This window comes from Ilumatobacter sp. (assembly GCF_030065885.1).
Taxonomy (GTDB): Bacteria; Actinomycetota; Acidimicrobiia; order Acidimicrobiales; family Ilumatobacteraceae; genus Ilumatobacter.
Genome location: NZ_JASJCS010000003.1, coordinates 40,859 through 64,854 on the forward strand (window position 1 = coordinate 40,859; position 23,996 = coordinate 64,854).

General features: G+C 70.5%; 25 protein-coding genes and 1 pseudogene. 20 read left to right on the top strand and 6 right to left on the bottom strand.

Annotated elements, in window-relative coordinates; all coding sequences use genetic code 11:
• Genes QNJ12_RS01165 through QNJ12_RS01175 form a run of 3 tightly spaced genes read left to right on the top strand, consistent with a single transcriptional unit; the run spans position 1 to position 2,661 of the window.
• A complete protein-coding gene (locus QNJ12_RS01165) occupies positions 1 to 1,428 on the top strand; it encodes an aldehyde dehydrogenase family protein (RefSeq protein WP_300617805.1) in 1,428 nt (475 codons plus the stop codon).
• Positions 1,429 to 1,438: 10 nt separating this feature from the next.
• Entirely contained in the window at positions 1,439 to 1,819 is a 381-nt protein-coding gene (locus tag QNJ12_RS01170; RefSeq protein ID WP_300617808.1) for a hypothetical protein, read from the top strand.
• On the top strand, positions 1,819 to 2,661 hold the full coding sequence (locus QNJ12_RS01175; RefSeq protein ID WP_300617811.1) for a hypothetical protein: 843 nt from the start codon (positions 1,819 to 1,821) through the stop codon (positions 2,659 to 2,661). The genes QNJ12_RS01170 and QNJ12_RS01175 overlap by 1 nt, the downstream gene beginning before the upstream one ends.
• 31 nt (positions 2,662 to 2,692) lie before the next feature.
• Here the strand turns inward: QNJ12_RS01175 and QNJ12_RS01180 are convergent, their stop codons facing one another.
• Together QNJ12_RS01180 and QNJ12_RS01185 are read right to left on the bottom strand one after the other, a co-directional pair.
• Entirely contained in the window at positions 2,693 to 3,196 is a 504-nt protein-coding gene (locus QNJ12_RS01180; protein ID WP_300617814.1) for a ferritin, read from the bottom strand.
• 103 nt (positions 3,197 to 3,299) lie between these two features.
• Positions 3,300 to 3,914: a TetR/AcrR family transcriptional regulator gene (locus tag QNJ12_RS01185; RefSeq protein ID WP_300617816.1), complete on the bottom strand. Its 615-nt coding sequence runs from the start codon at positions 3,912 to 3,914 to the stop codon at positions 3,300 to 3,302.
• A 62-nt stretch (positions 3,915 to 3,976) separates the two neighbouring features.
• On the opposite strand from QNJ12_RS01185, the gene QNJ12_RS01190 reads away from it, so the two are divergent.
• Positions 3,977 to 4,879, top strand: a complete 903-nt coding sequence (locus QNJ12_RS01190) for a haloalkane dehalogenase (RefSeq protein WP_300617819.1) — start codon at positions 3,977 to 3,979, stop codon at positions 4,877 to 4,879.
• Between the two features lie 18 nt (positions 4,880 to 4,897).
• On the opposite strand, the gene QNJ12_RS01195 is transcribed toward QNJ12_RS01190, so the two are convergent.
• Positions 4,898 to 6,364, bottom strand: a complete 1,467-nt coding sequence (locus QNJ12_RS01195) for a gamma-glutamyltransferase (RefSeq protein WP_300617822.1) — start codon at positions 6,362 to 6,364, stop codon at positions 4,898 to 4,900.
• Positions 6,361 to 6,870 carry a hypothetical protein gene (locus tag QNJ12_RS01200; protein WP_300617825.1) on the bottom strand — a complete coding sequence of 170 codons (510 nt, stop codon included), beginning with the start codon at positions 6,868 to 6,870 and terminating at the stop codon, positions 6,361 to 6,363. The genes QNJ12_RS01195 and QNJ12_RS01200 overlap by 4 nt, the downstream gene beginning before the upstream one ends.
• Before the next feature lie 101 nt (positions 6,871 to 6,971).
• Here QNJ12_RS01200 and QNJ12_RS01205 point away from each other — a divergent pair, with 101 nt between their 5' ends.
• The 6 genes from QNJ12_RS01205 to QNJ12_RS01230 all read left to right on the top strand — a co-directional run bounded on the left by QNJ12_RS01205 (position 6,972) and on the right by QNJ12_RS01230 (position 14,415).
• Entirely contained in the window at positions 6,972 to 8,396 is a 1,425-nt protein-coding gene (locus tag QNJ12_RS01205; RefSeq protein ID WP_300617827.1) for a DASS family sodium-coupled anion symporter, read from the top strand.
• On the top strand, positions 8,393 to 10,303 hold the full coding sequence (locus tag QNJ12_RS01210; RefSeq protein ID WP_300617830.1) for an ATP-binding protein: 1,911 nt from the start codon (positions 8,393 to 8,395) through the stop codon (positions 10,301 to 10,303). Before QNJ12_RS01205 ends, QNJ12_RS01210 begins: the two co-directional genes overlap by 4 nt.
• The gene (locus tag QNJ12_RS01215; protein ID WP_300617833.1) at positions 10,300 to 10,791 is read left to right on the top strand and encodes a response regulator; all 492 of its coding nucleotides are present in this window, start codon (positions 10,300 to 10,302) and stop codon (positions 10,789 to 10,791) included. Before QNJ12_RS01210 ends, QNJ12_RS01215 begins: the two co-directional genes overlap by 4 nt.
• A 74-nt stretch (positions 10,792 to 10,865) precedes the next feature.
• Positions 10,866 to 12,341 carry an FAD-linked oxidase C-terminal domain-containing protein gene (locus QNJ12_RS01220; RefSeq protein WP_300617836.1) on the top strand — a complete coding sequence of 492 codons (1,476 nt, stop codon included), beginning with the start codon at positions 10,866 to 10,868 and terminating at the stop codon, positions 12,339 to 12,341.
• A complete protein-coding gene (locus tag QNJ12_RS01225; RefSeq protein WP_300617839.1) occupies positions 12,338 to 13,252 on the top strand; it encodes an FAD-binding protein in 915 nt (304 codons plus the stop codon). The genes QNJ12_RS01220 and QNJ12_RS01225 overlap by 4 nt, the downstream gene beginning before the upstream one ends.
• Positions 13,252 to 14,415 (top strand): heterodisulfide reductase-related iron-sulfur binding cluster, encoded by a 1,164-nt coding sequence (locus tag QNJ12_RS01230; protein ID WP_300617842.1) that lies wholly within the window; start codon positions 13,252 to 13,254, stop codon positions 14,413 to 14,415. Before QNJ12_RS01225 ends, QNJ12_RS01230 begins: the two co-directional genes overlap by 1 nt.
• Positions 14,416 to 14,461: 46 nt before the next feature.
• Here the strand turns inward: QNJ12_RS01230 and QNJ12_RS01235 are convergent, their stop codons facing one another.
• A complete protein-coding gene (locus tag QNJ12_RS01235) occupies positions 14,462 to 14,980 on the bottom strand; it encodes an ACT domain-containing protein (RefSeq protein WP_300617845.1) in 519 nt (172 codons plus the stop codon).
• A 112-nt stretch (positions 14,981 to 15,092) separates the two neighbouring features.
• On the opposite strand from QNJ12_RS01235, the gene QNJ12_RS01240 reads away from it, so the two are divergent.
• From QNJ12_RS01240 to ruvB, 8 genes and pseudogenes are all read left to right on the top strand, one after another.
• Positions 15,093 to 16,052: an MBL fold metallo-hydrolase gene (locus QNJ12_RS01240; RefSeq protein WP_300617848.1), complete on the top strand. Its 960-nt coding sequence runs from the start codon at positions 15,093 to 15,095 to the stop codon at positions 16,050 to 16,052.
• Positions 16,053 to 16,123: 71 nt separating this feature from the next.
• Entirely contained in the window at positions 16,124 to 17,014 is an 891-nt protein-coding gene (pdxS, locus tag QNJ12_RS01245; RefSeq protein ID WP_300617851.1) for a pyridoxal 5'-phosphate synthase lyase subunit PdxS, read from the top strand.
• Positions 17,011 to 17,712 carry a pyridoxal 5'-phosphate synthase glutaminase subunit PdxT gene (gene pdxT, locus QNJ12_RS01250; RefSeq protein ID WP_300617854.1) on the top strand — a complete coding sequence of 234 codons (702 nt, stop codon included), beginning with the start codon at positions 17,011 to 17,013 and terminating at the stop codon, positions 17,710 to 17,712. The genes pdxS and pdxT overlap by 4 nt, the downstream gene beginning before the upstream one ends.
• A complete protein-coding gene (locus QNJ12_RS01255; protein WP_300617857.1) occupies positions 17,712 to 18,461 on the top strand; it encodes a YebC/PmpR family DNA-binding transcriptional regulator in 750 nt (249 codons plus the stop codon). The genes pdxT and QNJ12_RS01255 overlap by 1 nt, the downstream gene beginning before the upstream one ends.
• Positions 18,458 to 18,910, top strand: coding sequence for a peroxiredoxin (locus tag QNJ12_RS01260; RefSeq protein ID WP_300617861.1), 453 nt, complete (start codon positions 18,458 to 18,460; stop codon positions 18,908 to 18,910). The genes QNJ12_RS01255 and QNJ12_RS01260 overlap by 4 nt, the downstream gene beginning before the upstream one ends.
• Positions 18,911 to 18,954: 44 nt before the next feature.
• Positions 18,955 to 19,506, top strand: coding sequence for a crossover junction endodeoxyribonuclease RuvC (ruvC, locus tag QNJ12_RS01265; protein ID WP_300617864.1), 552 nt, complete (start codon positions 18,955 to 18,957; stop codon positions 19,504 to 19,506).
• The gene (gene ruvA, locus QNJ12_RS01270) at positions 19,503 to 20,093 is read left to right on the top strand and encodes a Holliday junction branch migration protein RuvA (protein WP_300617867.1); all 591 of its coding nucleotides are present in this window, start codon (positions 19,503 to 19,505) and stop codon (positions 20,091 to 20,093) included. Before ruvC ends, ruvA begins: the two co-directional genes overlap by 4 nt.
• A gap of 43 nt (positions 20,094 to 20,136) precedes the next feature.
• Positions 20,137 to 21,120: pseudogene (gene ruvB / locus QNJ12_RS01275) on the top strand (Holliday junction branch migration DNA helicase RuvB); the annotation flags it as partial.
• Between the two features lie 15 nt (positions 21,121 to 21,135).
• On the opposite strand, the gene QNJ12_RS01280 reads toward ruvB, so the two are convergent.
• Positions 21,136 to 21,834, bottom strand: coding sequence for a dienelactone hydrolase family protein (locus QNJ12_RS01280; RefSeq protein WP_300617872.1), 699 nt, complete (start codon positions 21,832 to 21,834; stop codon positions 21,136 to 21,138).
• Between the two features lie 66 nt (positions 21,835 to 21,900).
• Here QNJ12_RS01280 and queA point away from each other — a divergent pair, with 66 nt between their 5' ends.
• On the top strand, positions 21,901 to 22,914 hold the full coding sequence (queA, locus tag QNJ12_RS01285) for a tRNA preQ1(34) S-adenosylmethionine ribosyltransferase-isomerase QueA (protein WP_300617875.1): 1,014 nt from the start codon (positions 21,901 to 21,903) through the stop codon (positions 22,912 to 22,914).
• 43 nt (positions 22,915 to 22,957) lie between these two features.
• Positions 22,958 to 23,983 (top strand): hypothetical protein, encoded by a 1,026-nt coding sequence (locus QNJ12_RS01290; protein ID WP_300617878.1) that lies wholly within the window; start codon positions 22,958 to 22,960, stop codon positions 23,981 to 23,983.
• Positions 23,984 to 23,996 lie beyond the last annotated feature (13 nt).

Consider the following 23,996-nt stretch of genomic DNA (forward strand, 5'->3'; position numbering starts at 1 on the left):
ATGCGTGACCAGATGCTCATCGATGGTGAGTGGCTCGATGGCACCGACGGCGAACGCATCGCAGTGATCGACCCTGCCAGCGGCGACGAGATCACCACCGTCGCCGGCGGCACGCCCGCCGACGCGACCGCCGCCGTCGATGCCGCGGCGGCGGCACAGGGGCCGTGGGCGGCGGCTGCTCCCAGGGAGCGGGCCGAGGTCCTGCGATCGTGCTGGGTGACGCTGCTCGACCATGCCGACGAGCTGGCCGGGCTGATCACCCGCGAGCACGGCAAGCCGCTCGCCGACGCACGCGGCGAGATCGCGTACGCGGCCGAGTTCTTCCGCTGGAACAGCGAGGAGACCGTCCGGATCCACGGCACGATCGGCACCGCGCCGGCCGGAACGAACAGGATCATCGTGCGCCACCCGCCGGTCGGCGTCGTCGTGATGGTGACGCCGTGGAACTTCCCCGCTGCGATGATCACCCGCAAGGTGGCGCCGGCGCTCGGCGCCGGCAACGCCGTCGTCATCAAGCCGCCCAAGGAGACGCCGCTCACGGCGCTCCGCGTCGCCGACCTGTTGCAGGAGGCCGGTGTTCCACCGGGTGTCGTCAACGTCGTGCCCACAGGGAACGCGGGCGCCTGGTTCGACGCGGCCACCGAGCACCGGGCAACCCGCATGGTCTCGTTCACCGGGTCGACCGAGGTCGGTCGGGTCCTGCTCCGGCGCTGCGCCGACCGCGTGCTCAAGGTGGCGATGGAGCTGGGCGGCAACGCGCCCTTCGTCGTGTTCGACGACGCCGACCTCGACGCGGCTGTCGAGGGCGCGATGGTCGCCAAGATGCGTCACTCCGCCGAGACGTGCACCGCCGCCAACCGCTTCTTCGCGGAGGCCGGCATCGCGCCTGCGTTCACCGAAGCGCTCGCCGCCGCCATGGCCGACGTGAAGGTGGGGAACGGCTTCGAGGAGGGTGTCACGTGCGGCCCCATGATCAACGCGGCGGCGATCGAGTCGATCGGTGGCCTCGTCGATGCGGCGGTCGGCGCAGGGGCGACGGTGGCGACCGGCGGCGCCGCCATCGACGGCCCCGGCTTCTTCTACGAGCCGACCGTGCTGGCCGACGTCGCCTCGACCGCAGCGATCACCCGGGAGGAGATCTTCGGGCCCGTGGCGCCCGTCATCCCCTTCACCGACCACGATGCGATGATCGCCGACGCCAACGACACCGAGATGGGCCTCACGGCCTACGTCTACACGGCCGACCTGGCCAAGGGGCTCGCCACCGCGGAGCGGCTCGAGTCGGGCATGGTCGGTGTCAACCGTGGGGCCGTGTCGGATCCCGCTGCACCGTTCGGCGGGATGAAGCAGTCCGGGCTCGGCCGCGAGGGCGCGAGCGAGGGCATCTACGAGTTCTGCGAGACTCAGTACATCGCCGCGAGCTGGTGATCGAGCGAGCATGAGCCTCTACTACGTCCAGAAGTTCCTCTACGAGCTCAACCGCGACGAGGCGATCCAAGAGCACTACCGGGCCGACCGGCACGCCGTGCTGGCGCCGTACGAGCTGACCGAGGAGGAGGTCGATGCGTTGGTGCAGCCCGACATCGGGCGGCTGTTCCACTTCGGCGTCAACGGCCAGATCCTCATGCACTTCGCCGCGTTCCACCAGATCGCGTGGGCCGACTACCTCCAGCTGATGCGCGACGGCATCGCCGAGCACGGTCCGGTTCGTGAGGGTGTCTACGCGATGACCGGGTACGAAGGGGTGGACGCACACGCCGCGAGCCTCGGCCAGGAGTCGCACGCCGCCGATGGTGGCGGGAACGACGGGGAGGTCTGATGGGGCTCGTGTACGCCGGCGTGTGCAGCCACGCGCCCGGGATCACCGGACGCGCCGACCAGGCCGACCCAGCGGTTCGCGACGCGTTCTACGCGGCGCTCGACGAGATGCGCGAGGCGATCGAGGCGAGCGGCGCCGACGCCGTCATCGTGATCGCAGCCGAGCACTTCGCCAACTTCTTCATGAACAACATGCCGAGCTTCGCGATCGGGATGGCCGACTTCTACGACGGCCCGATCGAGGACCCGGGGTGGCTCGGCATCGACCGCTTCCGTGCCCCCGGCGACCGTGACCTGTCGCAGCGGCTCATCGCCGAGGTGATGCAGACGGTCGACATCGCCTATGCGGAGGAATGGAAGTTCGACCACGGCATCGCCGTGCCGCTGCACTTCCTGACCCCGCGGTTCGACCTGCCCGTCGTCCCGGTCAACATCAACTGCCAGGGCCCGCCGCTCGCACCGCTCGGTCGCGCTTGGGCGCTGGGCGAGGCCCTCCGCCGCGCCGCCGACGCGGTGCCCGAGAAGATCGCGCTGGTCGGCACCGGCGGCATCTCGCACTGGCCGGCGACACCCGACTCCGGGAAGATCAACGAGGCCTGGGACCGCGACTTCCTCGGCCGCTGGTGCCGCAACGACCGCGACGCCCTGCTCGACTACGACGACCTCACCGTCTACGCCGACGCCGGCCAGGGCGGCTTCGAGATCAGGACGTTCATCGCCGTCAGCGCGGCGGCGGCTGGGGCGCCGGGCACGGTCCACTTCTGTGAGCCGATCCCGATCTTCGCGGTGAGCTGCACGGTGGCGAGCTACCAGCTCGAGGCGGCCGGCTCGACGCCGGGCTGACCGACGCCGCGCCGACCGATACCGGCGACGGCTACACCGCAGCCGGTGCCGCGCGGCCGCCGAGCTCGTTGTCGATCATCAGCAACCCGTAGCCGTCCTCGCCGACCAAGCGGAGCTTGGCGATGATCGCTCCGACGCTGGCCTCCTCCTCGACCTGCTCGTTGACGAACCACTGGAGCAGGTTGTAGGTGGCGTGGTCCTTCTCGCTCAGGGCCTGGTTGCTGAGATCGTTGAGCCGCGCGGTCATGTGCTGCTCGTGCTCGAGCGAGGCCTCGAACACCGCGAGCAGCGAGCCGAACTCGCCGGGCGGCTGCTCGATCGGACGGAGCGGCACCTCGACGCCTTGCTCGATCAGGTAGTCGTAGACCTTCGTCGCATGCATGTGCTCTTCCTCGTACTGCAGCCGGAACCAGTGCGCGGCGCCGTTGAAGTCGGCATGGCTGCAGTACGCCGACATCGCGAGGTACAGGTAGGCCGAGCTGAACTCGCGGTTGAGCTGCTCGGACAGGGCGGTGCGAATCGGTTCCGAAATCATCTGATGGATGCTCCTCGTCTCGGGCCGGATCGTAGTGCGACGCTCGGCCCGAGACGTCGAGTGCGACCCCGCCCGGAGCGCCGACAGGCCGGAGCCGCTCGGCTCACCGGTCGATCGCCCAGGTGGCCACCGTCGACCGGATGCCGTCGAGCATCGCTCGGGCGGCAGCGGCGCCGGCGTGCCGTGCGGACAGGTTGGCGCCGATGATCGCGCCGGTCGCGGTCTTGGCCATCGCCTCGACGTGCTCGGGGCGCACTTCGTTGCGATCGGCCGCGCGTTGCAGCGCGGCGAGCAGGCCGTCCTCGAGGCCCGTCAGGTACCGATTCGTCTGGTCGACGTCGCGGCCCGGGGAGCCGAGGTCGTTGACGATGAAGCAGCCTGCGGGATTCCGCTGCGAGGTGATCTGGTCGCTGAGGCGATCGACGAACTCGACGATGTCGGCCAGCCCGGCAGTGCCGTGGTCGAGTGGCTCGAACAGCATGCGCTCGACCTCGTCGACGTACAGCGCTGCGGCTGCTCGGTGGAGGCCGTCCTTGCCGTCGAAGCTGTTGTACAGCGTCGACCTGTCGGCGCCGGTGGCCGCCTCGAGGTCGCTCAGCGTCGTGTCGGTGACGCCTCGCTCCCAGAACGCGCGCATCGCACCGGCAACGACCGCATCTCGGTCGAACGTGGGAGGTCGACCACGCCGGCGAGGCCCCGAGGTTGATTTCTGTACCACGTCGTGCATAATAGCCGGAGACATTTGCACCACGTGGTGGAAAACGACCGAAAGGACCATCGATGGCACCGGCACCCTCCTCAGCGTTCCCGTACGAATCGCGGTTCGTCGACGTGCTCGGCTCGCGGATGCACTACGTCGAGGAGGGGCGGGGCGAGCCGATCCTCTTCGTCCACGGCAACCCGACGTCGTCGTACCTGTGGCGCAACGTCATCCCGTACGCGGCACCGCACGGCCGGGCGATCGCCCTCGACCTGATCGGGATGGGCAAGAGCGACAAGCCCGATCTCGACTACCGGTTCGTCGACCACCTCCGCTACGTGGAGGGGTTGATCGAGGCGCTCGACCTCCGGAACGTGACGCTGGTCCTGCACGACTGGGGCGGCGGACTCGGACTGTCGTACGCCAGGCGTCATCCCGACAACGTCCGCGGCATCGCCTTCATGGAGGCGGTCATCAAGCCGATCGACTGGTCGGACGCGAACGCCGTCGAGCGATTCATGTTCGGCCGCATGCGCGACCCGGTGAAGGGCGACCGCATGAACCTCCAGAGGGCCTTCTTCCTCAAGCGGGTCATGCCGATGATGATCCGTCGCCGACTCACCGCGGAGGAGAAGGCGGCCTACATGGCGCCCTACCCCACACCCGAGAGCCGCAAGCCGGTCGCGGTCTGGCCCCGCGAGATCCCCATCTCGGGCGAGCCCGAGGACATGCACCGCGAGATCGACGCCAACTACGAGTGGTTCCAGACCGTCGATCTGCCGAAGCTCTTCCTGCACGCGCGGCCAGGTGTCATCTTCAAGCCGTCGGAGGCGGCGAAGATCCGCGCGTCGGTCGAGCACCTCGAATCGGTCGACGTCGGCAAGGGCAAGCACTACCTCCAGGAGGACGTGCCCGACGCGATCGGGTCGGCGCTGAGCTCATGGCTCGAGACGACGGTCGGGTTGCGAGCAGGCACGACGTAGCGGTCGTGCGGGGCCGACTCAGCGCTGTGGCTGCGGCAGCCCCGGTCGGTCGACCACCACGGCAACGCCGTCTCGCCGCTCATCGCCGGCACCCGACAGCTCGCCGTCGACCGATCGACGAGCAGCGTGGACGCCTCCGAAGAAGAGGTCCGGTCGTGCCCAGCCCCGGTGATCCGGGAACGCCTCGGTCAGCCGCGTGCGCTGCTCGTCGTCGAACCGGTCCTCGAACTCGAGGCGACCGCGCTCGACGTGGAGCCGAGGTGCTGCGACGGCGTCGGCCAGGTCGGCGCGATCGACGCACAACCGGACCAGGAACTGCGCGATCGCCGAGCGGATGCGGTTGGAACCGCCCGAGCCGAGCACCGTCAGGCTGCCGTCGGCCCCCTCGACGATCGTCGGGCACATCATCGACGAGAGCCGCGTCGCGGTCGGCCAGTCGTCCGGGCCGTGAGCGTTGACGTCCTCCTCGCCGAGCACGTTGTTGAGCATGAAGCCGAACTCGCCCACGAGCGCACCGTTGCCCTCGCCGTTCGAGACCGTCACCGCACATGCGTGACCCGCGGCGTCGATCACCGAGACGTGCGTCGTGCCGCGCTGGCGCACGACCAAGCCGTTGAGGTCGTCGAGTGCGGCGCGACTGCGCGCCTCGCCGGTCGCCGCGATCGCGTTCGCCAGCGCGACCGGGTCGTGCGCGCGCAGCTGGTGGAGCGTGTGTGCCACCAGCGTGCCGCCCGCGGCCGGCAGCGGGTTGAGGTGGACGGTGTCGCCCGCGAGGTCGACGGTCAGGGGCGGCCGCTCGATCGCCTCGTAGGCGGCGAGGTCGTGCGCCGTCAGGTGGCCGGCGTCGGCCTGCGCGGCGACGCATGCATCGCCGACCCCGCTGCCGGCGAACCCGTCGGTCGCCATCAGCTCGAGGGCGTCGGCCAGTCCCGGGTTCCGGAACGAGTCGCCGGGCGCGAGCAACGACCCACCGGGTGCGAAGAGCTCCGCCGCAGCTGGCGTCGCCCGGAGGATCGGTTCGACCACGGTGGCGAGATGGTGCTGGAAGGGCGTGACCGTGACGCCGCCTCGGGCGGCGGCGGCCGCAGGTGCGAACAGGTCGGCGAGCGACCACGTCGCCCCGATGCGATGCAGGGCTTCGATGCCGGCGAACAGGCCCGGTGTCGCCGCCGTGGCGGGACCGATGTGGAACGCCTGCGTGGCGGTGCCGAAGTCGGCGAACACCTCGTGCACGCCGGCCCCGCTGGGCTGGCGCCGAGCGGCAGGGGTGTGCGAGAAGCAGTCGAGGAACGACACCGAGTCGCCGCGCCGGAAGGCGGCGAAGCCGCCGCCCCCCGGCGAGCACAGGATCGGCTCGCAGACGCACGCCATCGCGATCGCAGCGATCGCTGCATCGAACGCGGTGCCACCCGATCGGAGCACGTTGGCGGCAGCGCCCGCCGTGCGACGGTGACCCGCGGCGACGACACCCGGATGCGGACTCACGCCGACGCCCGCTCGCCGGGTTCGTAGATCTCGGCCGCGGCTCCGTCGACGGCGGTGACCGCCTCGCGAACGCGGTGCTCGACCACCTCGGCCGACGATCCGTGTCCCTCGTCGAGCAGGTCGAACTCGTCGTCGAGCGATGCGAGCCGCTCGACCAGCGGATGGCAGTCGTGGCCGAAGACGCGATGCACGTCGCCCGTCAGCGCCCGTGCCTGCTGCTCGCCGTTCCGGAACGGTGTCGTCATGGCCGCCGCGACGAGCACGTCGTGGCCGGGGTCGGTGACCTCGACGACGGGGACGCCGAGCTCCTCGAGCGCGGCTGGCAGCAGCTCGGCCAGCTCGACGTCGGCTTCGGTTCGCGTCAGCCCTGCGACACGGAGGAAGGTCGGCGACTCGACGCCGGCCACGAGCGCGTCGACGGCAGCGTCGACGACGGCGGCAGCCGACGACAGACCGCGACGCCAGAGTGCCACTGCGTCGAGCACGGATCGGAGTGCCGGATTCATGAGCGCCGACAGGCTGGCCGAGATCGTCCCCTCTCGCAACCGGGAGGTATGTGTCCGCAGCTCCTCACGACCCGGCGTGCGACCGCGGTAGCGTCGGAGCCGTGGCAGATCGTGCATCGTCGGATCGTTCCGGCCCGCCGATCACACTTCGCCAGGCGGGCATCGCACTGGCGGTGGCCTGGTTCGTCGTGGTCGTTGCGATCGGCGATGCCGGCGACCTGACCGGCGAGTCGAGTCGCATGCTGGCCGTGTTCGGCGCAGCCGTCATCTTGTGGATCACCGAGGCGATCCCGCTCGCGGCGACCTCGATCGGCGTGATCCTCGCCGAGATCCTCCTCATCTCCGACGAGGCCGTCGTGGGCCTCTCCGACGGTTACGACGCACCCGCCTACCAGAGCTTCTTCGCGACGTTGGCGCACCCGGTGTTGATGCTGTTCCTGGGGGGCTTCGTGCTCGCCGATGCGGCCGCCAAGTACCGGCTCGACCGCAACCTCGCAGGGGTCCTGCTGCGGCCGTTCGGCCGTTCCCCGCGGGCGCTCGTCGGTGGTCTGATGGCGATCACGGCGACGCTGTCGATGTTCATGTCGAACACCGCGACCACCGCTGCGATGATGGCGGTCGTGCTGCCCGTGGCCGCCGGGCTGGACGCCGCCGATCCGCTCCGGGTCAGCCTCGTGCTGTCGGTCCCCGTCGCGGCCAACGTCGGCGGCCTCGGCACGCCGGTCGGCTCGCCGCCGAATGCGATCGCGCTCGGCCGGCTGTCCGACGAGGGCATCGACGTCAATTTCCTCGAGTGGATGCTGCTCGGGGTGCCGGTCGCGATCGTCGCGCTGGCATCGGCCTGGGCGATCCTCGTGCGGCGGTACCCGGCCGGGATCGATCAGGTCGAGCTGTCGATCGGAGGCGCGTTCGATCGGAGCCGCGACGCGATGCTGCTGTACGTCGTGTTCGGCGCCACGGTGCTCGGCTGGATCACCGAGCCGTTCCACGGCATTCCGTCGTCGATCGTCGGATTCACACCCGTCGTGCTGTTGCTCGCCACCAAGGTCGTCGGCGTCGACGACCTCCGGCACATCAGCTGGCACGTGCTGTGGCTGGTCGGCGGTGGCATCGCGCTCGGCAACGGCGTCACCGCGACGGGACTCGACGACTGGCTCGTCGGACTGTTCGACTGGTCCTCGCTCAGTACGTTGTTGCTGCTGGCCGCGCTCGCGGCGCTGTCGATCGTGATGAGCACCCTGATCTCCAACTCGGCAACGGCCAACCTCGTGGTCCCGATCGGCGTCGGCCTGGCCACGTCGGCGGCGATCGATCTCGACCCGCTGCTCGCCGGCGTCGTGATCGCCATGTCGTGCTCGCTGGCGATGGCGCTTCCCGTGAGCACACCACCGAACGCGGTGGCCTACGCGACCGGCAACGTGGCGACCAGGGACCTGGCGATCGTCGGGCTGCTCGTCGGTGCGATCGGCCTCGTCCTGGTCGTGCTCGTGGCACCACCGATCTGGGAGGCGGTGGGCCTGCTGTGAGCGGCGACGTCGTCATGCTCGTCGGCGGGAGCGACCGCGAGGTCGTCGAGTCGATCGCGGACGACGTGCGCGACCTGCTCGAGGGGCTCGTCGTGGTGGAGATCGTGAGCGGCGTCGCCGAGGCGATGGCCACCGTCGAGGCGGTGCGGGCCGCAGGCGGCATCGTGCCCCTCGCATTCGTCGCCGTCGACGTCGACGACGACGAGGGCATCGACGTGGTGCTGGCACTGCACGCCGACGACGAGATCGAACGCACTCGCAAGGTGCTGATCACGTCACGAGCCTCACTGCAGCGCGTCGACATCGCGCTGCAACGGGGAGCCGTCCACGGCATGCTCACGAGGCCATGGACGCGGCATGGCCTGCACCGTCTGGTCGACGCGCACCTCGCGACGTTCCTGGTCGAGTACGCACCCGAGCGGCTCGACGACTTCGGCGCCGTCATCGACGATGCCGAGCTCGAGCGGGCACGGACCCGCGTCGAGCAAGAGCGCGCCGCACCGACCGCAGCGGCCGAGGCCGAACACCCTCTGCTCGACAGCGACGTCGACGACGCGGCGGTCGAGGCGCAGATGGTCCGGCTCCTCGATCGGGCGCTCGGGCACCCGCCGCGGTTGCGGGTCGCGCCCGGCACGATCCTCATCGAGTCGGGCGAGGACGTGGGCGGCATCTACGTCGTCCTCGAGGGCATCGTGCAGCTCACATCACTGACCGAGCAGGGGGAGCGGATCCTCCACGAGGACTCCACCGGCAGGATCCTCGGCCTCTTGTCGCTCGCCAGCCACCGGCGGGCGATGCTCCGCTGCAAGGCGGTCACCGACGTGCGGGCGATCCCCGTCAGCGTCGACCAGCTCGCCCGGGCGATCGACGCCGAGCCGGCGCTGGCCGGCCTGCTGACGCGCGTGCTGATCGGATCGCTGGCGCGTCGGCTGCGGCGCTCCGACGAGCTCCAGGTCGAGCTCGATCAGAGCCTGGCGGCGCTGTCCGAGGCGAGGGCGCAGCTGGTCGCCAGTGCCCGGTTCGCGACGCTCGGCGAGATGTCGGCCGGGATGGCGCACGAGCTGAACAACCCGACCGCCGCGCTGACCCGAGCGGTCGAGCACCTCGCCGACGACCTCGCGCTCGTCGTCGGCGACCCCGAGATCGTCGACCGGGTCCACCGGCAGCTCGACGCGCCATCGCAGTCGACGTCCGAGCAGCGTGCCCATCGACGCTCGCTCGCCGACCGGCTCGGCGACCGACGGTTGGCCGAGCGGCTCGTCGGCATGGGCGTCACCGAACCGCGCGAGGCCCAGGCGCTGGCCCGACTCGACGGGTCGACGCTGGACCGGCTCGAGGCCGCGGCTCGCCTCGGCAGGACGATCCGCAACACGACCAGCGCCGCCGAGCGGATCCGATCCCTGGTCGACAGCCTCCGTGCCTATGCCCGCGGCGACGACGGTCGCGGCCCGGTCGCGGCCGACGTCGACGTGGCCGAGGGTGTCGACAACGCACTGCGTCTGGTGTCGCACCGGCTCGACGACGTCGAGGTCGAGCGTCACGTCGACGACGTGCCGAGCATCTCCGCGCGGCCCGGCGCGCTGCAGCAGGTCTGGACCAACCTGATCACGAATGCCCTCGACGCCGTCGACGATCACGGCAGGATCGAACTGCGGGTCTCCCAGGCGGCGCCGCGCACGGTCCGGGTCGAGGTGATCGACGACGGCCCCGGCATTCCGACGCAGCTGCAGTCGAGGATCTTCGAGCCGAGATTCACCACGAAGAACGGTCGCGTCCAGTTCGGCCTCGGGCTCGGGCTGTCGATCGCTCGCCAGATCGTGGAGGAGCACCACGGCTCGATCACCGTCGAGAGTCGACCCGGCCGCACCCGTTTCGCCGTCGTCCTGCCCGTGGAGGGAAGCCCATGACCGAGCTCGTCATCCTCGTCGTCGAGGACGAACCCGAGGTCCGGGCGGCGATCGTCCGCGACCTCGCGCCGCTGTCCGGCACGATCCGCGTCGACGAGGCCGACACCGTCGACGATGCGTTGGCCGCCCTCGAGGAGTGCACGGCCGCCGGTGATCGCGTCGGGCTGATCCTGGCCGATCACCGTCTGCCCGGCCGGAGCGGTGTCGACCTGCTCGTGTCGCTGCACGCCGAGCCGGCCACGAGGCCGATCAGGAAGGTGCTCATCACCGGGCAGGCGGGCCATCAGGACACGATCCGGGCGATCAACGACGCCGGCCTCGCCCACTACATCGCCAAGCCGTGGGAGCCGGACGACCTCCGGGCAACCGCGATCGACCAGCTGACCGACTACGTCATCGACGAGGGCCTGGATCCGCTGGCGTTCGTCCAGGTGCTCGACGGACCGCGCCTGCTCGACGAGTACTCCAGGGCGAGTCGCTCGGACTGAACCGACCAGTTGGCCTCTCGGACCCCGCGCCGGCACCGTCGGCCGTCCAGACGGTCGTGTTAACTGGACACGCGATGTTCGACCGGATCAAGCAGATCGTCAGGCGCGAGGAGCCCGACTCAGACCAGTGCTTCGCCGACCTCTGTGCCGCCCTCTCGCCGGACCGGGTCAAGCGGGACGGTGCGCATCGCGCGCTGCTCGCGCACGACGCCTCGCTCTTCGGCGGCGGCGTGGCCGGTCCGCTCTGCTATCCCGAGAACGCCTTCGAGGTCGCCGCCGTCATGCGGATCGCGATCGAGCACGGGCGCGGCGTGGTGCCGCGCGGCGCAGGCACCGGCCTCGCCGGGGGAGCGATCCCGCTCGGCGCACCGATCGTGGTCGCGCTCACGCGCATGAACCGCGTGCTCGACGTCGACGTCGACGATCGCGTCGCGTGGGTCGAGCCCGGCGTGATCAACCTCGACCTCGACAAGCACCTCGGTCCACTCGGCTACCACTTCGCGCCCGATCCGTCGAGCCAGCAGGTGTGCACGATCGGCGGCAACGTCGCCAACAACTCGGGCGGTCCGCACTGCCTGCAGTACGGCGTCACCAACGCCCACATCCTGGCCCTGGAGGTCGTGTTGCCGTCGGGCGACATCGCGATGTTCGGTGGTCTCGACGCCGAGCCGGCCGGGCTCGATCTCCGGGGCGCCTTCGTCGGCAGCGAGGGCACGCTCGGCATCGTCACCCGAGTCGCCGTCCGCCTCACGAAGAACGCCCCGTCGGTTCGAACGCTCCTGCTGTCGTTCGGCTCGGTGCACGACGCCGCCAACACCGTGAGCGCTGTCATCGCTGCGGGTGTCGTGCCGGCCGCGATGGAGGTCATGGACCAGAAGATCACGGTTGCGGTCGAGAACTACGTCGGTGCGGGCTATCCCGTCGACGCGGCCGCCGTCCTCCTCGCCGAGGTCGAGGGGCTCCCGGGCGGCACCGAGGTCGACGCCGCGACCATCGAGCGGCTCGGCCGCGAACACGGCGCCACCGATGTCCGGCTGGCCGCGACCGACGAGGAGCGCGCCTTGCTCTGGAAGGGCCGCAAGACGGCGTTCGGCGCGATCGCGCAGATTGCGCCCGACTACTACCTGCACGACACGGTGGTGCCGCGTTCGAAGCTCGCCGAGGTGCTCGAGCAGGTCTACGAGATCGCCGACCGTCACGACGTCATCGTGATGAACGTCTTCCACGCCGGCGACGGCAACCTGCATCCGCTGCTGCTGTTCGACGCCCGCGAGCCCGGCGTGATCGACCGGGTCCACGCGGCGGGCGAGGAGATCCTGCGGGCGTCGCTCGACGCCGGCGGTGTGCTGTCGGGCGAGCACGGCATCGGTGTCGAGAAGCAGAAGTTCATGGCCGAGCAGTTCAGCGACGACGACCTCGACCACCAGGCGCGCCTCCGGAGGGCCTTCGATCCGGACTGCCGCGCCAACCCCGGCAAGGTGCTGCCGGCCAGCCACAGCTGCGCCGACATCCAGGCACTGCGCAGCGTGCCGACCGGGGTCTGGGGGTGAGCACGGCCCTCACGGCCTTCGCCGACGAGGTCGGCCCGGACGGCCCGGTGGCGGTCGAGGGCGGCCTCACCAGGTGGGACGCCGCCGGCCCGCTCGACGACGGCGTCCGCGTGTTGCGGGCCCCGGTCGGACTCGTCGAGTACCAGCCGGCCGAGATGACCGTCAGGGTGCTCGCCGGGACCACGGTCGCCGACCTGCACGACGAGCTGGCGAGCGCCGGCCAGCGAACCGCGCTGCCCGACCGCGGCGGCACGGTGGGCGGCGCCGTCGTCGTCGGCGAGAACGCCCCGACGATGCTCGGCGTCGGGCGCATCCGCGAAGCGGTGCTGCAGGTCACCTACGTCTCGGCCGACGGCCGGCTCGTCGTCGGCGGCGGGCCGACTGTGAAGAACGTCAGCGGGTTCGACCTGCCACGCCTGTTCGTCGGGTCGTTCGGCACGCTCGGCCTCGTCGGCGAGGTGATCCTCAGGACCAATCCCGTGCCCGCCGCTTCGGTCTGGCTGGCGGCCGACGACGCCGACCCGGCCGCGGTGTTCGACACCCTGCTGCGGCCCGGAGCGATCTTCCACGACGGCGCTCGGACGACGGTGCTGCTCGAGGGCCACGCCGTCGACGTCGAGCACCAGACCGAGCAGCTGCGCTCGATGGGCACGTTCCTGCCCGCCGACGGCCCGCCGGCGTTGCCCGAGCACCGCTGGTCGGTCGCGCCGTCCGAGCTCCGTCGCCTCGACACGTCGACGACGGGGGAGTACGTGGCCGCCATCGGGGTCGGGCTCCTGTGGGCCGCGCGGCGCCAGCCACGGCGAGCACCCGAGCCGTCGGCGTCCGAGGTCGCCCGCCGGATCAAGGCCGAGTTCGATCCCACGCGCCGCCTCAATCCCGGCAGGTTCGTCGCCGGCATGGAGCACTGATGGACCTGCAGATCGGCGCAGCCGACCTGAACACCTGCGTGCAGTGCGGCCTGTGCCTGCCCCACTGCCCGACGTTCCGCGTGACCGGCGACGAGGCGATGTCGCCGCGGGGTCGGATCGGGCTGATGCGAGCGGTGCAGAACGACGGCGCTCCCGTCACCGGCGACGTGCTCGACTCGTTGGAGACCTGCGTGCAGTGCCGGGGGTGCGAGCCCGCCTGCCCCAGCGGCGTCCCGTTCGGCCACATGATGGAACAGGCGAGGGAGACGTTGGCCGACCGTCGCCGCATGACGCCGCGCTGGCAGCGGTTGGCGTTCGCACCGCTGACGCGCCCTGCGGTGTTGCGGGCGGGGTCGACCGCGCTCGCCCTGGCGCAGCGCGCACGGCTCGTTCCGCGGCGATTCGCACTGCCGGCCGAGCTGCCGGTGCGCCGGAGGCCGCTGCCGGTCTCGGGCGACGACGTCTACCTGTTCACGGGGTGCGTGATGGATGCGTGGCAGCGCGACGTGCACGCGGCTGCGCAGCGCGTCGTCGAGGCCGCCGGCTTCGGTGTCACACCGACCGGTGACCGGGCACCGTGCTGCGGCGCCCTACATGCACATGCCGGGCTGACCGCCACGACGCGCCGACTCGCCACGACGATGATGCGCGAGCTCGGTGGTGGCGATCGCGACCGCCGGCCGATCCTGGTCGACTCGGCCGGATGCGGCGCGGCGATGAAGGAGTACGGCCACCTGCTCGGCACGCCCGAGGCAGCGGCGTTCTCGGCGCGGGTGTACGACATCCACGAATGGCTCGCCGAGCGCCTCGATCTGGTGCCGGCCGTCGCACCGCTCGATCTCAGCGTCGCCGTGCAGGACCCGTGCCACCTGCGGCACGTCCAGCGCGTGCACGCGGCGACCCGAACCGTGCTCCGTCCGTTCGTGCGCGAGCTGCGCGAGCTCGACGACGAGGGACTGTGTTGCGGCGCCGGCGGGGCCTACTCGCTGCTCCAGCCCGGACTCGCCGGCGACATCCGTGATCGCAAGCTGGCGGCCGTCGACCGCGCCGGCGCGGACGTCGTCGCATCGGCCAACCCGGGCTGCTCGATCCACCTCGGCGCCGCCGGCGCCGACGCGGTGCATCCGATGCAGCTCGTCGATCGTGCGCTCTCGCAGCGCTGAGCGACGGGGAGACGGCTTAGGAGGGCGGAGGACGGCGGGGTGGCGGCTACAGGGAGTCGTCGAGCTCGATCTCGACCATGAGCTCGTGTGCCAGCGCCTCGAGCGCATCGCGCAGTGCGTCGAGGTCGGTCGTCTCGCCGACCTCGAGCTCGGCGGTTGCCTCGAAGATCGTGCCGCCCGCCATCGGGGCGTCACGGGTGGCGGCGTCGAGCAGCTCGATGTTGACCGCGTGCGCGGTGAGCACCTCGGTGATCTCGTGCACGATGCCGGGCCGGTCGGTGCCCATGATCTCGAGCTCGAGGCGCCGCGTCATCCGGTCGTCGACGGTGTCGGGCGCCAGCTGGACGGTGATGTCGAGCAGGCCTTGGAGGGGCTCGAGCGACGCGACCAGCTCGTCGCGCCGGCCATCGGGCACGGTGACCATGACGATGCCGGCGAACTTCCCGCCCAGCTCGGCCATCTGGCTGCGTTCCCAGTTGCCGCCGTGGCTCGTGATCACGTCGGCCACGGCGTTGACGAGGCCGGCCCGATCGTCGCCGATCAGCGTGAGCACCAGAGTGGCCATGTCGGCACTGTAGGGCGCTCTCCGGATCAACACCGTTTCGAGGCCCACCGCACGAGGCCGACCGCACGGCGCCGGCGATCGGTGACACGATGTGCGTCCGAGGAGGCGAGCGATGTCATCTCGGAATGCCGACCGACACCCGCATGCGAAGCCACACGATCACGGCCACCGGTCGATGCTGCTCGCGCCGTCGTCCTGGCGGCCGCAGCGAATACATCGGATCGGCCGCCGCCAGTTCCTGACCGAGCTCGGCCGCAACGCGTTCGCCGTCGCTATCGTCGGTGGCGTCGTGGCCGCCTGTTCGAGTGACGATGCGGACGGAGAAGCCGGAACGACCGACTCGGCCGGCACGACCGCCACGACACCCGAGGGCTCGCCCGGGACGACGGCACCGGCATCGCCGACGTCCCCTGCGACCACCGCTGCCTCGGAGGGCGAGAGCGAGGAGCCAGCGGCCGAGCAGACGCCGACCGACGCGTCGGTGCGTTGGGCGCAGGCGAACCTCGGATTCGTCTCCGCGTACGTGCTCGTACGTGGCACCGAGGCAGCCGTCGTCGACACGGGCATCGAGGGCAGCGCCGGCCAGATCGGTGATGCGCTCGCCACGCTCGGCGCCGGCTTCGACGATGTCGGCCACGTCGTGCTCACCCACCGCCATCCGGACCACGTCGGCTCGCTCCCCGAGGTCATCGAGCTGGCGCCGACGGCGACCGCCTACGCCGGCGCAGGCGACATCCCGAACATCACGTCACCGGTCGACCTCGTCGCGGTCGGCGACGGCGACGACGTGTTGGGCCTCCAGGTCTACGACACGCCTGGTCACACAGCGGGTTCGATCTCGCTGCTCGACCCCGGGATCGGTCTTCTGATCGCCGGCGACGCCCTGAACGGCAACGACGACGGCACCGGTATCTCGGGCGCCAACGAGCAGTTCACCGACGACATGACCACCGCCAACGCGTCGATCGCCAAGCTCGCCGCGCTCGAGTTCGAGACGGCGCTGTTCGGCCACGGCCAGCCGGTGGAGACGGGTGCCGGCGCACTGGTGCGGGCGCTCGCCACCGAGCTGTGACCGCGCTGTGACCTCGGGCGGGTGGTGAACACACCAGGACGAGCCACCTCACCGGTCGATACGATGAACCCATGAGCGAACAGGTGTCGATCACGGGCTCGTTCCCCGTCAAGCGGGGATTGGCCGAGATGCTCAAGGGCGGCGTCATCATGGACGTCGTCACACCCGAGCAGGCGAAGATCGCAGAAGACGCCGGCGCCGTGGCCGTGATGGCGCTCGAGCGGGTGCCGGCCGACATCCGCGCCGACGGCGGCGTCGCCCGCATGAGCGACCCCGAGATGATCGAGGGCATCAAGGCCGCCGTGTCCATCCCGGTGATGGCCAAGGCCCGCATCGGGCACTTCGTCGAGGCGCAGATCCTCGAAGCGCTCGGGGTGGACTTCATCGACGAGTCCGAGGTGCTGACGCCCGCCGACGAGGCGCACCACATTGACAAGTTCAAGTTCACGGTGCCGGTGGTCTGCGGCGCGACCAACCTCGGCGAGGCGCTGCGCCGCATCAGCGAGGGAGCGGCGCTGATCCGCTCGAAAGGCGAGGCCGGCACGGGCAACGTGGTCGAAGCCGTTCGCCACCTGCGCAGCATCGTCGGCGACGTCAAGAAGGTCGGTCAGGCCGATTCAGCCGAGCTGTTCGACTGGGCGAAGCGCCTGCAGGCCCCGCTGCCGCTGGTGCAAGAGATCGCCGAGACCGGCAAGCTGCCGGTGCCGCTCTTCTGTGCCGGTGGCCTCGCGACGCCCGCCGACGCGGCGCTCGCCATGCAGCTCGGCGCCGAGTCGGTCTTCGTCGGGTCGGGCATCTTCAAGAGCGCCGACCCCGGCCCGCGCGCTGCCGCGATCGTCGAGGCCACGACGCACTTCAACGACGCCTCGATCCTGGCGAAGGTGAGCCGCGGCCTCGGCGCACCGATGACCGGCATCGGTATGGACGAGGTCCACGAGCACTACGCCGATCGCGGTTGGTGACCACCGCCTCGGCCGCCGGCGCCCCCGCGCCGCTGGTGGGCGTCCTCGCACTCCAGGGGGCGTTCGCTTCGCACCAGGAACGCCTCGCCCAGCTGGGTGCACCCACGCGCCAGGTGCGCACGCCCGCGGACCTCGCCGGGGTCGACGCGCTCGTCATGCCGGGTGGCGAATCGACGACGATGTCGAAGCTCCTGGTCACGAGCGGTCTGTACGACCCGATCGGCGAGCTGGTGACCGACGGCCTCCCTGTGCTCGGTACCTGCGCCGGGATGATCCTGCTCGCCACCGAGGTGCTCGACAGCCGGCCGGACCAGCTCTCGTACGGCGCGATCGACATCACGGTCCGCCGCAACGGCTACGGGCGTCAGCTCGACAGCTTCGAGACCGAGCTGGTCATGCGTGATCTGCCCGTCGGCTCGGCGACGTTCCACGGCGTGTTCATCCGTGCGCCCAAGGTCGAGCGCGTCGGCCAGGGTGTCGAGGTGCTCGCGGAGCACGACGGCGTCCCGGTGCTGCTCCGGCAGCGGGCGGTGACGGTGGCAGCCTTCCATCCCGAGCTCTCCAACGATCACCGGCTGCACGCCCAGTTCCTCAACACCTTCGCCTCTACCCTCGATGGCGGAGAGGCCGCTACCGTGCAAGGCGGTTCCGGACCGTCGGAACCGCAGACCGGCAGCGAACGGACCAGGAGCAGCTGATGTCGGGTCATTCCAAGTGGGCAACCATCAAGCACAAGAAGGGTGCCGCCGACGCCAAGCGCGGCAAGCTCTTCGCGAAGCTCGCCCGCCAGATCGAGGTGAGCGCACGCGCCGGTGGTGGCGACGTCGACGCCAACCCCACGTTGCGCACCGCGGTGCAGAAGGCCAAGGCGTCGCAGATGACGAACGACGCCATCGACCGGGCCATCAAGCGCGGCACCGGCGAGGGCGATGCGGGCACGTACGAGGACATCACCTACGAGGGGTACGCGCCCGGCGGCGTCGCGCTGCTCATCGACGTCCTCACCGACAACCGCAACCGCACCAGCGCCGACATCCGCAACATCCTCACCAAGACCGGCGGGTCGATGGCCGAGCCGGGCGCCGTCGGATGGCAGTTCAACCGGCGCGGCATCATCCTCATCGAGGGCCGGGTCGACGAGGACGAGTTGATGCTGGCTGCCCTCGATGCCGGCGCCGACGACGTCTCCAACGAGGGCGAGACGTGGCAGGTGACGTGCGAGCCGACCAACACGTTCGAGATCAAGGAAGCCCTCGAGGCGGCGGGCTTCACGGTGATGTCGGCCGACACGCCGATGGTGTCCGACAACCTCGTGCCGGTCACCACCGTCGAGGACGCCAAGAAGCTGATGCGCATCATGGAGGCGATCGAGGACAACGACGACGTGCAGGACGTCTACTCCAACTTCGACATCGCCGACGACGTCATGGAAGCAGCAGCATCATGAGTGTCGGCGTCGGCGATCGCGCGCCCGATTTCACGTTGCCGGGCACGGGGGGCACGACCTACTCCCTGAGCGACTTCCTCGGCAAGCCGCTCGTGCTGGTGTTCTACCCGGGGGACGACACGCCGGTCTGCACCAAGCAGCTCAACGCCTACAACGACGGCCTCGACCAGTTCGGCGACCTCGATGCCCAGATCGTCGGGATCTCGGCCCAGGACGTCGACAGCCACGAGGCGTTCTCGGGCAAGCACGGCTTCGAGTTCCCCCTCCTCGCGGACACGGACAAGTCGGTCGCGGGGGCATACGGCACCCTCGGCCCGATCGGGTTCCCACGACGCAGCGTGTTCATCCTCGACGCCGAGGGCGTCATCCGGTACGCCCACAAGGCGATCGCCGGCCTGACCTACCGCCCGGTCGACGAGTTGATCGCCGAGCTCCGCAAGCTCGGCTGAGACCGTCCGCCGGTCGGCGGCGCGCCGTGACTAGAGTCGAACCTGTGTTCGCCAGCAACTTGGCCGACCGTGCCGCCGTGAGCCGGCGCGTGCTCGGCATCGACCCAGGGTTGACGCGCTGCGGGTTCGCGGTGGTCGACGGGCGCGGCCCCGGTTCCGCGACCGCCGTCTCGCTGGGGGTGATCCGCACGCCGTCGTCCGACGAGCTGCCCGCCCGGCTGGCATCACTGCGCCGTGAGCTCGTCGACCTGATCACCGAGTACGAGCCGCAGGTGGTGGCCGTCGAGCGGGTGTTCTTCCAGGTCAACGTCCGCACGGCCATGAGCGTCGGCCAGGCCAGCGGCCTCGCGCTGTGCGAAGCGGCGAGCGCCGGGTGCGAGGTGGTGCAGTACACGCCCAACGAGGTCAAGGACGCCGTGGCCGGCTACGGCGGCGCCAGCAAGGAGCAGGTCCAGAAGATGGTGCAGACGCGGCTCAGGTTGTCGAAGCCACCCAGGCCGGCCGATGCGGCCGACGCCGCTGCGCTGGCGCTCTGCTATCTCGCGACGTCGCCGATGAGCCGCCACATCGCGGCTGCGACGGCGGGCCGCCGATGATCGGTTCACTGCGAGGCGAGATCCTCGAGCGTGACCTCGACGGCTCGGTGCTGATCGAGGTCGCCGGCGTCGGGTACGTCGTCAACGTCTCGCAGCGCGCGCTCGCCGAGCTCGAACCGTCGACGTCGGCGTTCCTGTACGTCCATCACCACATCCGTGAGGACGCGCAGCAGCTCTTCGGCTTCCTGAGTCGCGACGAACGGGTCACCTTCCAGACGCTCATCGGCACCCACGGCGTCGGTCCGGCTCTGGCCATGGCCGTGATCGCGACGCATCCTCCGACGGCGCTCGTCGACATCGTCGCCAACCAGGACGTCGCGTCGCTGACGCTCGTCCCGGGCGTCGGCAAGAAGACCGCCGAGCGGCTGCTGATCGAGCTGAAGTCGCGCCTGAGCGTGCCGGTGCTCGAAGGCGCCGGTGGCACCGAGCCGGGCGGTTCGGCGATGGCCGACGTGCGCGAGGCCCTGGCGGGCCTCGGATACGGCGACGCCGAGATCCGCGACACGCTGCGCGAGCTCGAATCGACCGACGACGCGGCGTCGCTGCTGCGCGATGCGCTCAAGGCGCTGGGGGCACGCCGTGCGTGATGAGTTCACCGACCCGGGTGTGGCCTCCGACAACGAAGAGGTGGTCGAGGCGGGCCTCCGGCCGCGAGCGCTCGACGAGTTCGTCGGCCAGCGCGAGCTGAAAGAGCATCTCTCGATCGTCCTCGAGGCGGCCCGCAACCGCGGCCAATCGGTCGACCACCTGCTCTTCGCGGGCCCGCCCGGGCTGGGCAAGACCACCCTCGCCGGCATCGTGGCGACCGAGATGCAGTCGCACCTGCACGTCACGTCGGGACCGGCGCTCGAGCGCGCCGGCGACCTGGCGGCGATCCTCACCAAGCTCGAAGAGGGCGACGTGCTCTTCGTCGACGAGATCCATCGCCTCTCGCGGGCGGTCGAGGAGATCCTCTACCCGGCGATGGAGGACTTCCAGCTCGACATCGTCGTCGGCAAGGGTCCTGCGGCGTCGAGCATCCGGCTCACGATGCCGCCCTTCACGCTGGTCGGCGCCACCACACGGACCGGCATGATCACGGGCCCCCTCCGCGACCGATTCGGCCTCGTCGCGCGGCTCGACTACTACGAGGACGAGGAGCTCCAGGCGATCGTCGTCCGTGCGGCCGGCATCCTCGACGTCTCGATCGACACCGACGGCGCATGGGAGATCGCTCGTCGTTCGCGCGGTACACCGCGCATCGCCAACCGCCTCTTGCGCCGGGTCCGCGACTTCGCCGAGGTCCGCCACGACGGTTCGATCACGGCCGACGTCGCCCGCGAGGGCCTCAAGCTGTTCGGCGTCGACGACCTCGGGCTCGACAAGGTCGACCGGGCGATCCTGAGCGCGATGTGCCAGCAGTTCAACGGCGGTCCCGTTGGTCTGTCGACCGTGGCGATCAGCGTCGGCGAGCAGCCCGACACGGTCGAGGACGTCTACGAGCCGTTCCTCATCCAGCAAGGCATGATCGCCCGCACGCCACGAGGCCGCGTCGCCATGCCGTCGGCCTACGCGCACCTCGGTCTGGCAGCGCCGTCACCGAGGCCCGGCCAACCCGGCCTGTTCGACGGCTGAGGCAGCCGCCGCCGCTCAGCGGACAGGTAGGTGCTCCGCGAGGAACGCCCTCGTCTTGGCCCACGCGGCGTTCGCGGCCGACTCGTCGTAGAACGTCTCGTTGTCGTGGTTGTCGAAGGCGTGCCCCGCATTCTCGACGTTGAGCACGAAGCCGGGGCGCCCATCGATCGCAACGTTCACGGCTTCGACGTGCTCGTTGGGGATGTACGCGTCGGCGTTGCCGAAGTGGAACAGCGTGGGACACTCGACCTCGTCGATCGAGTCGAGCATCTCGTGGACGCCCGATCCGTAGTAGCTGACGCACACGGCCGGCTCTGCAGCGATCGCGACGGCGAACGCCAGGCTGCCGCCCAGGCAGAAGCCGATGGCACCCACATGGCCGGTGGTGGCGTCGTGGCCCCGCAGGGCGTCGAGCGCTGCGACGCAGTCGAGAACCGCCTGCTCGCGATCGAGCTGGGCGACCTGGCCGCGGGAGGCGGCGAGCCCGCCCGCGTCGTGTGCGGCCTCCCAGCCCGGCGCGAAGCGCCAGAACACGTCGGGAGCGCCGACGACGTACCCGGCGTCGGCGAGGCGCTGGCCGACGGCGCGGATGTACGGCCCGACACCGAAGATCTCCTGGATCAGCAACAGGCCGGGTCCGCCGCCGGACGGCGGCGTCCAGACGTGCATCGTCATCTCGTCGCCCTCGCAGCCCACCATCACCGTGTCGCTCATGGCCGCATGCTCGCACACGACCGCGACGTCGAACCGACCCCGGCCCACCCGTAGCCTGACTGGGCCATGCACGTCGACGACTTCGACTACGAGTTGCCGAGCGAGCTGATCGCGCAGACACCGATCGAGCCTCGCGATGCGGCGCGACTGCTGGTCGATCGGGGGAGTGCACCCGCCGAGCACCGGCACGTGCGCGATCTGCCCGATCTGTTCGGGCCGGGCGACCTGCTCGTGGTCAACGAGACGAAGGTGCTCCCGGCGCGGCTGGCGGTGCGCCGCGCCACCGGGGGAGCGGCCGAGGTGCTGTTGCTCGAGCCGCTCGACGCAGAGCGGAAGGTCTGGGAGGCCCTGGTCCGCCCGGCTCGCAAGCTCAAGCCAGGCGAGGTCCTCGAAGCGGCCGATGGCAGCCCGCTGGTCGAGATCGGGCGCCGAACCGAGGCCGGCGACACCTTCACGGTGACGCTCCTCGGCCCGGTCGAGTCGATGCGCCTCCTCGACGAGCACGGCGAGATGCCGCTGCCGCCGTACATCACGGAGCGGCTATTCGAACCCGACCGCTACCAGACCGTCTACGCCCGCGAGCCGGGGAGCGCCGCTGCGCCGACGGCCGGTCTGCACTTCACGCCGGAACTCCTGCGCGAGCTCGCCGCACGCGGTGTCGAGCAGGCCACCGTCGAGCTCGTCGTCGGCCTCGACACGTTCCAGCCGATCACCGTCGACGACCCGCGCAAACATCGCATCCACACCGAGCGGTATCGCGTCTCCGAGGACACGCTCGAACGCTGCCGCCGGGCGGAACGCGTCGTCGCGGTGGGGACGACGACGGTACGAGCTCTGGAGTCGGCAGTTGCCCGAGGCGAGTTGGAGGGCCGCACCGACCTGTTCATCCACCGCGGGTTCGACTGGCAGGTCGTCGACGTGCTGATGACCAACTTCCACCTGCCCCGCACCACGCTGCTGATGATGATCGACGCATTCGTCGGCAACCGATGGCGGCGTCTGTACGAGGAGGCGATCCGCGAGCGATACCGCTTCCTCAGCTTCGGCGACGCGATGCTGCTCGACCGGCGCGCCGTCTGAGGAGCGGCTGCGCTGGGTAGCCCACCTTCGCTACGGTCGCACCGTGTCGAAGGAGGCGCTCGAGGCAGCGGTGCAGCGATATGTGCGCGCCGTCGGACCGTTTGGGCTGGTGCCCGAGCGCTCCGACCCTGACGCTGCTGACTCGCTGATCGCGCCCATCGTCGATCGCATCGCGCCGGCCGGCCTCCCGGCCGACATCGAGTGGTTCTGGCGCCACTGGATGCCGTCGTCGTTCGGGCACCTGACCGGCTACCCACACTTCACGGAACTGGAATTCGTTCTCCACGTGCTGAACGATGACGAGACATGGCCTGCCAGCCTCGTCCCGGTCGCGTATGAGAGTCACGGCTTCCTCGGCGTCGAGCTGGAGTATCCGGACTCGTCGGCAGGGCGCGTGTACTACTACGCGTACGCGGACGACGGTCATCGGCTCCGCGCCAGGTCGCTCGCCGAGATGCTCGATGTCGTCGTCGATGCCATCGAGGACGGTGAGATCGACGAGCGCGGTGGCTTCGTGCTGCTCGACGCCGACGTCGATGAGCTGTGCCGTGCCCGCCTCGACGCGGCGGGGGTCCCGGCCGCAGATCGGGGCCCGTTCGACCCCTCTGACTCCCTGACGTGGCCGCCGGCATGGCGGCGACTGGCGGGCATCGACGATGCGGCCCGCTCGCCTGTTGGCGCGAGCCACTCGGTCGCCTCACTGATCGCCGCGGTTCACGCCAGTCGGGGCGCAGTGACGGCCACGATCAGCGGCCGCGTGGTTCGGAGCGGCGGGTCGGCAGACGGTGACGTGTTGGCGATCGATGATGGCACCGGCGTCGTCGATGTCTACGTGCCACGAGCCGTGCCTCGGTTCGGGCAGTCAGCCGACGCACGCTATGAGTTCGACGTCGTGGCGACAGCAGGAGCCGGCGGCACCGGGCTCATGGACGTCGACGGTGATCACGCCGCTGCGAGCGAAGCGGCGCTCGCGGGCGATGTCGACGCGGCCGCTCGAGCTGTGCTCCCGATCGCTGCGGTGATCCACGGCGACCATCCCGTGGTGGCAACGGCAATTCGACCGCTGTGACCGACAACCCGGC

Excerpts from the sequence above, each read along its gene's own strand:
- QNJ12_RS01235 (WP_300617845.1), bottom strand. The coding sequence starts at position 14,980 with ATGGCCACTCTGGTGCTCACGCTGATCGGCGACGATCGGGCCGGCCTC.
- QNJ12_RS01180 (WP_300617814.1), bottom strand. The coding sequence starts at position 3,196 with ATGATTTCGGAACCGATTCGCACCGCCCTGTCCGAGCAGCTCAACCGC.
- QNJ12_RS01280 (WP_300617872.1), bottom strand. The coding sequence starts at position 21,834 with ATGAGCGACACGGTGATGGTGGGCTGCGAGGGCGACGAGATGACGATG.
- QNJ12_RS01200 (WP_300617825.1), bottom strand. The coding sequence starts at position 6,870 with ATGAATCCGGCACTCCGATCCGTGCTCGACGCAGTGGCACTCTGGCGT.
- QNJ12_RS01260 (WP_300617861.1), top strand. The coding sequence starts at position 18,458 with ATGAGTGTCGGCGTCGGCGATCGCGCGCCCGATTTCACGTTGCCGGGC.
- QNJ12_RS01230 (WP_300617842.1), top strand. The coding sequence starts at position 13,252 with ATGGACCTGCAGATCGGCGCAGCCGACCTGAACACCTGCGTGCAGTGC.
- queA (WP_300617875.1), top strand. The coding sequence starts at position 21,901 with ATGCACGTCGACGACTTCGACTACGAGTTGCCGAGCGAGCTGATCGCG.
- QNJ12_RS01220 (WP_300617836.1), top strand. The coding sequence starts at position 10,866 with ATGTTCGACCGGATCAAGCAGATCGTCAGGCGCGAGGAGCCCGACTCA.
- QNJ12_RS01165 (WP_300617805.1), top strand. The coding sequence starts at position 1 with ATGCGTGACCAGATGCTCATCGATGGTGAGTGGCTCGATGGCACCGAC.
- QNJ12_RS01170 (WP_300617808.1), top strand. The coding sequence starts at position 1,439 with ATGAGCCTCTACTACGTCCAGAAGTTCCTCTACGAGCTCAACCGCGAC.
- QNJ12_RS01240 (WP_300617848.1), top strand. The coding sequence starts at position 15,093 with ATGTCATCTCGGAATGCCGACCGACACCCGCATGCGAAGCCACACGAT.
- ruvA (WP_300617867.1), top strand. The coding sequence starts at position 19,503 with ATGATCGGTTCACTGCGAGGCGAGATCCTCGAGCGTGACCTCGACGGC.
- pdxS (WP_300617851.1), top strand. The coding sequence starts at position 16,124 with ATGAGCGAACAGGTGTCGATCACGGGCTCGTTCCCCGTCAAGCGGGGA.
- QNJ12_RS01175 (WP_300617811.1), top strand. The coding sequence starts at position 1,819 with ATGGGGCTCGTGTACGCCGGCGTGTGCAGCCACGCGCCCGGGATCACC.
- QNJ12_RS01255 (WP_300617857.1), top strand. The coding sequence starts at position 17,712 with ATGTCGGGTCATTCCAAGTGGGCAACCATCAAGCACAAGAAGGGTGCC.
- QNJ12_RS01190 (WP_300617819.1), top strand. The coding sequence starts at position 3,977 with ATGGCACCGGCACCCTCCTCAGCGTTCCCGTACGAATCGCGGTTCGTC.
- QNJ12_RS01215 (WP_300617833.1), top strand. The coding sequence starts at position 10,300 with ATGACCGAGCTCGTCATCCTCGTCGTCGAGGACGAACCCGAGGTCCGG.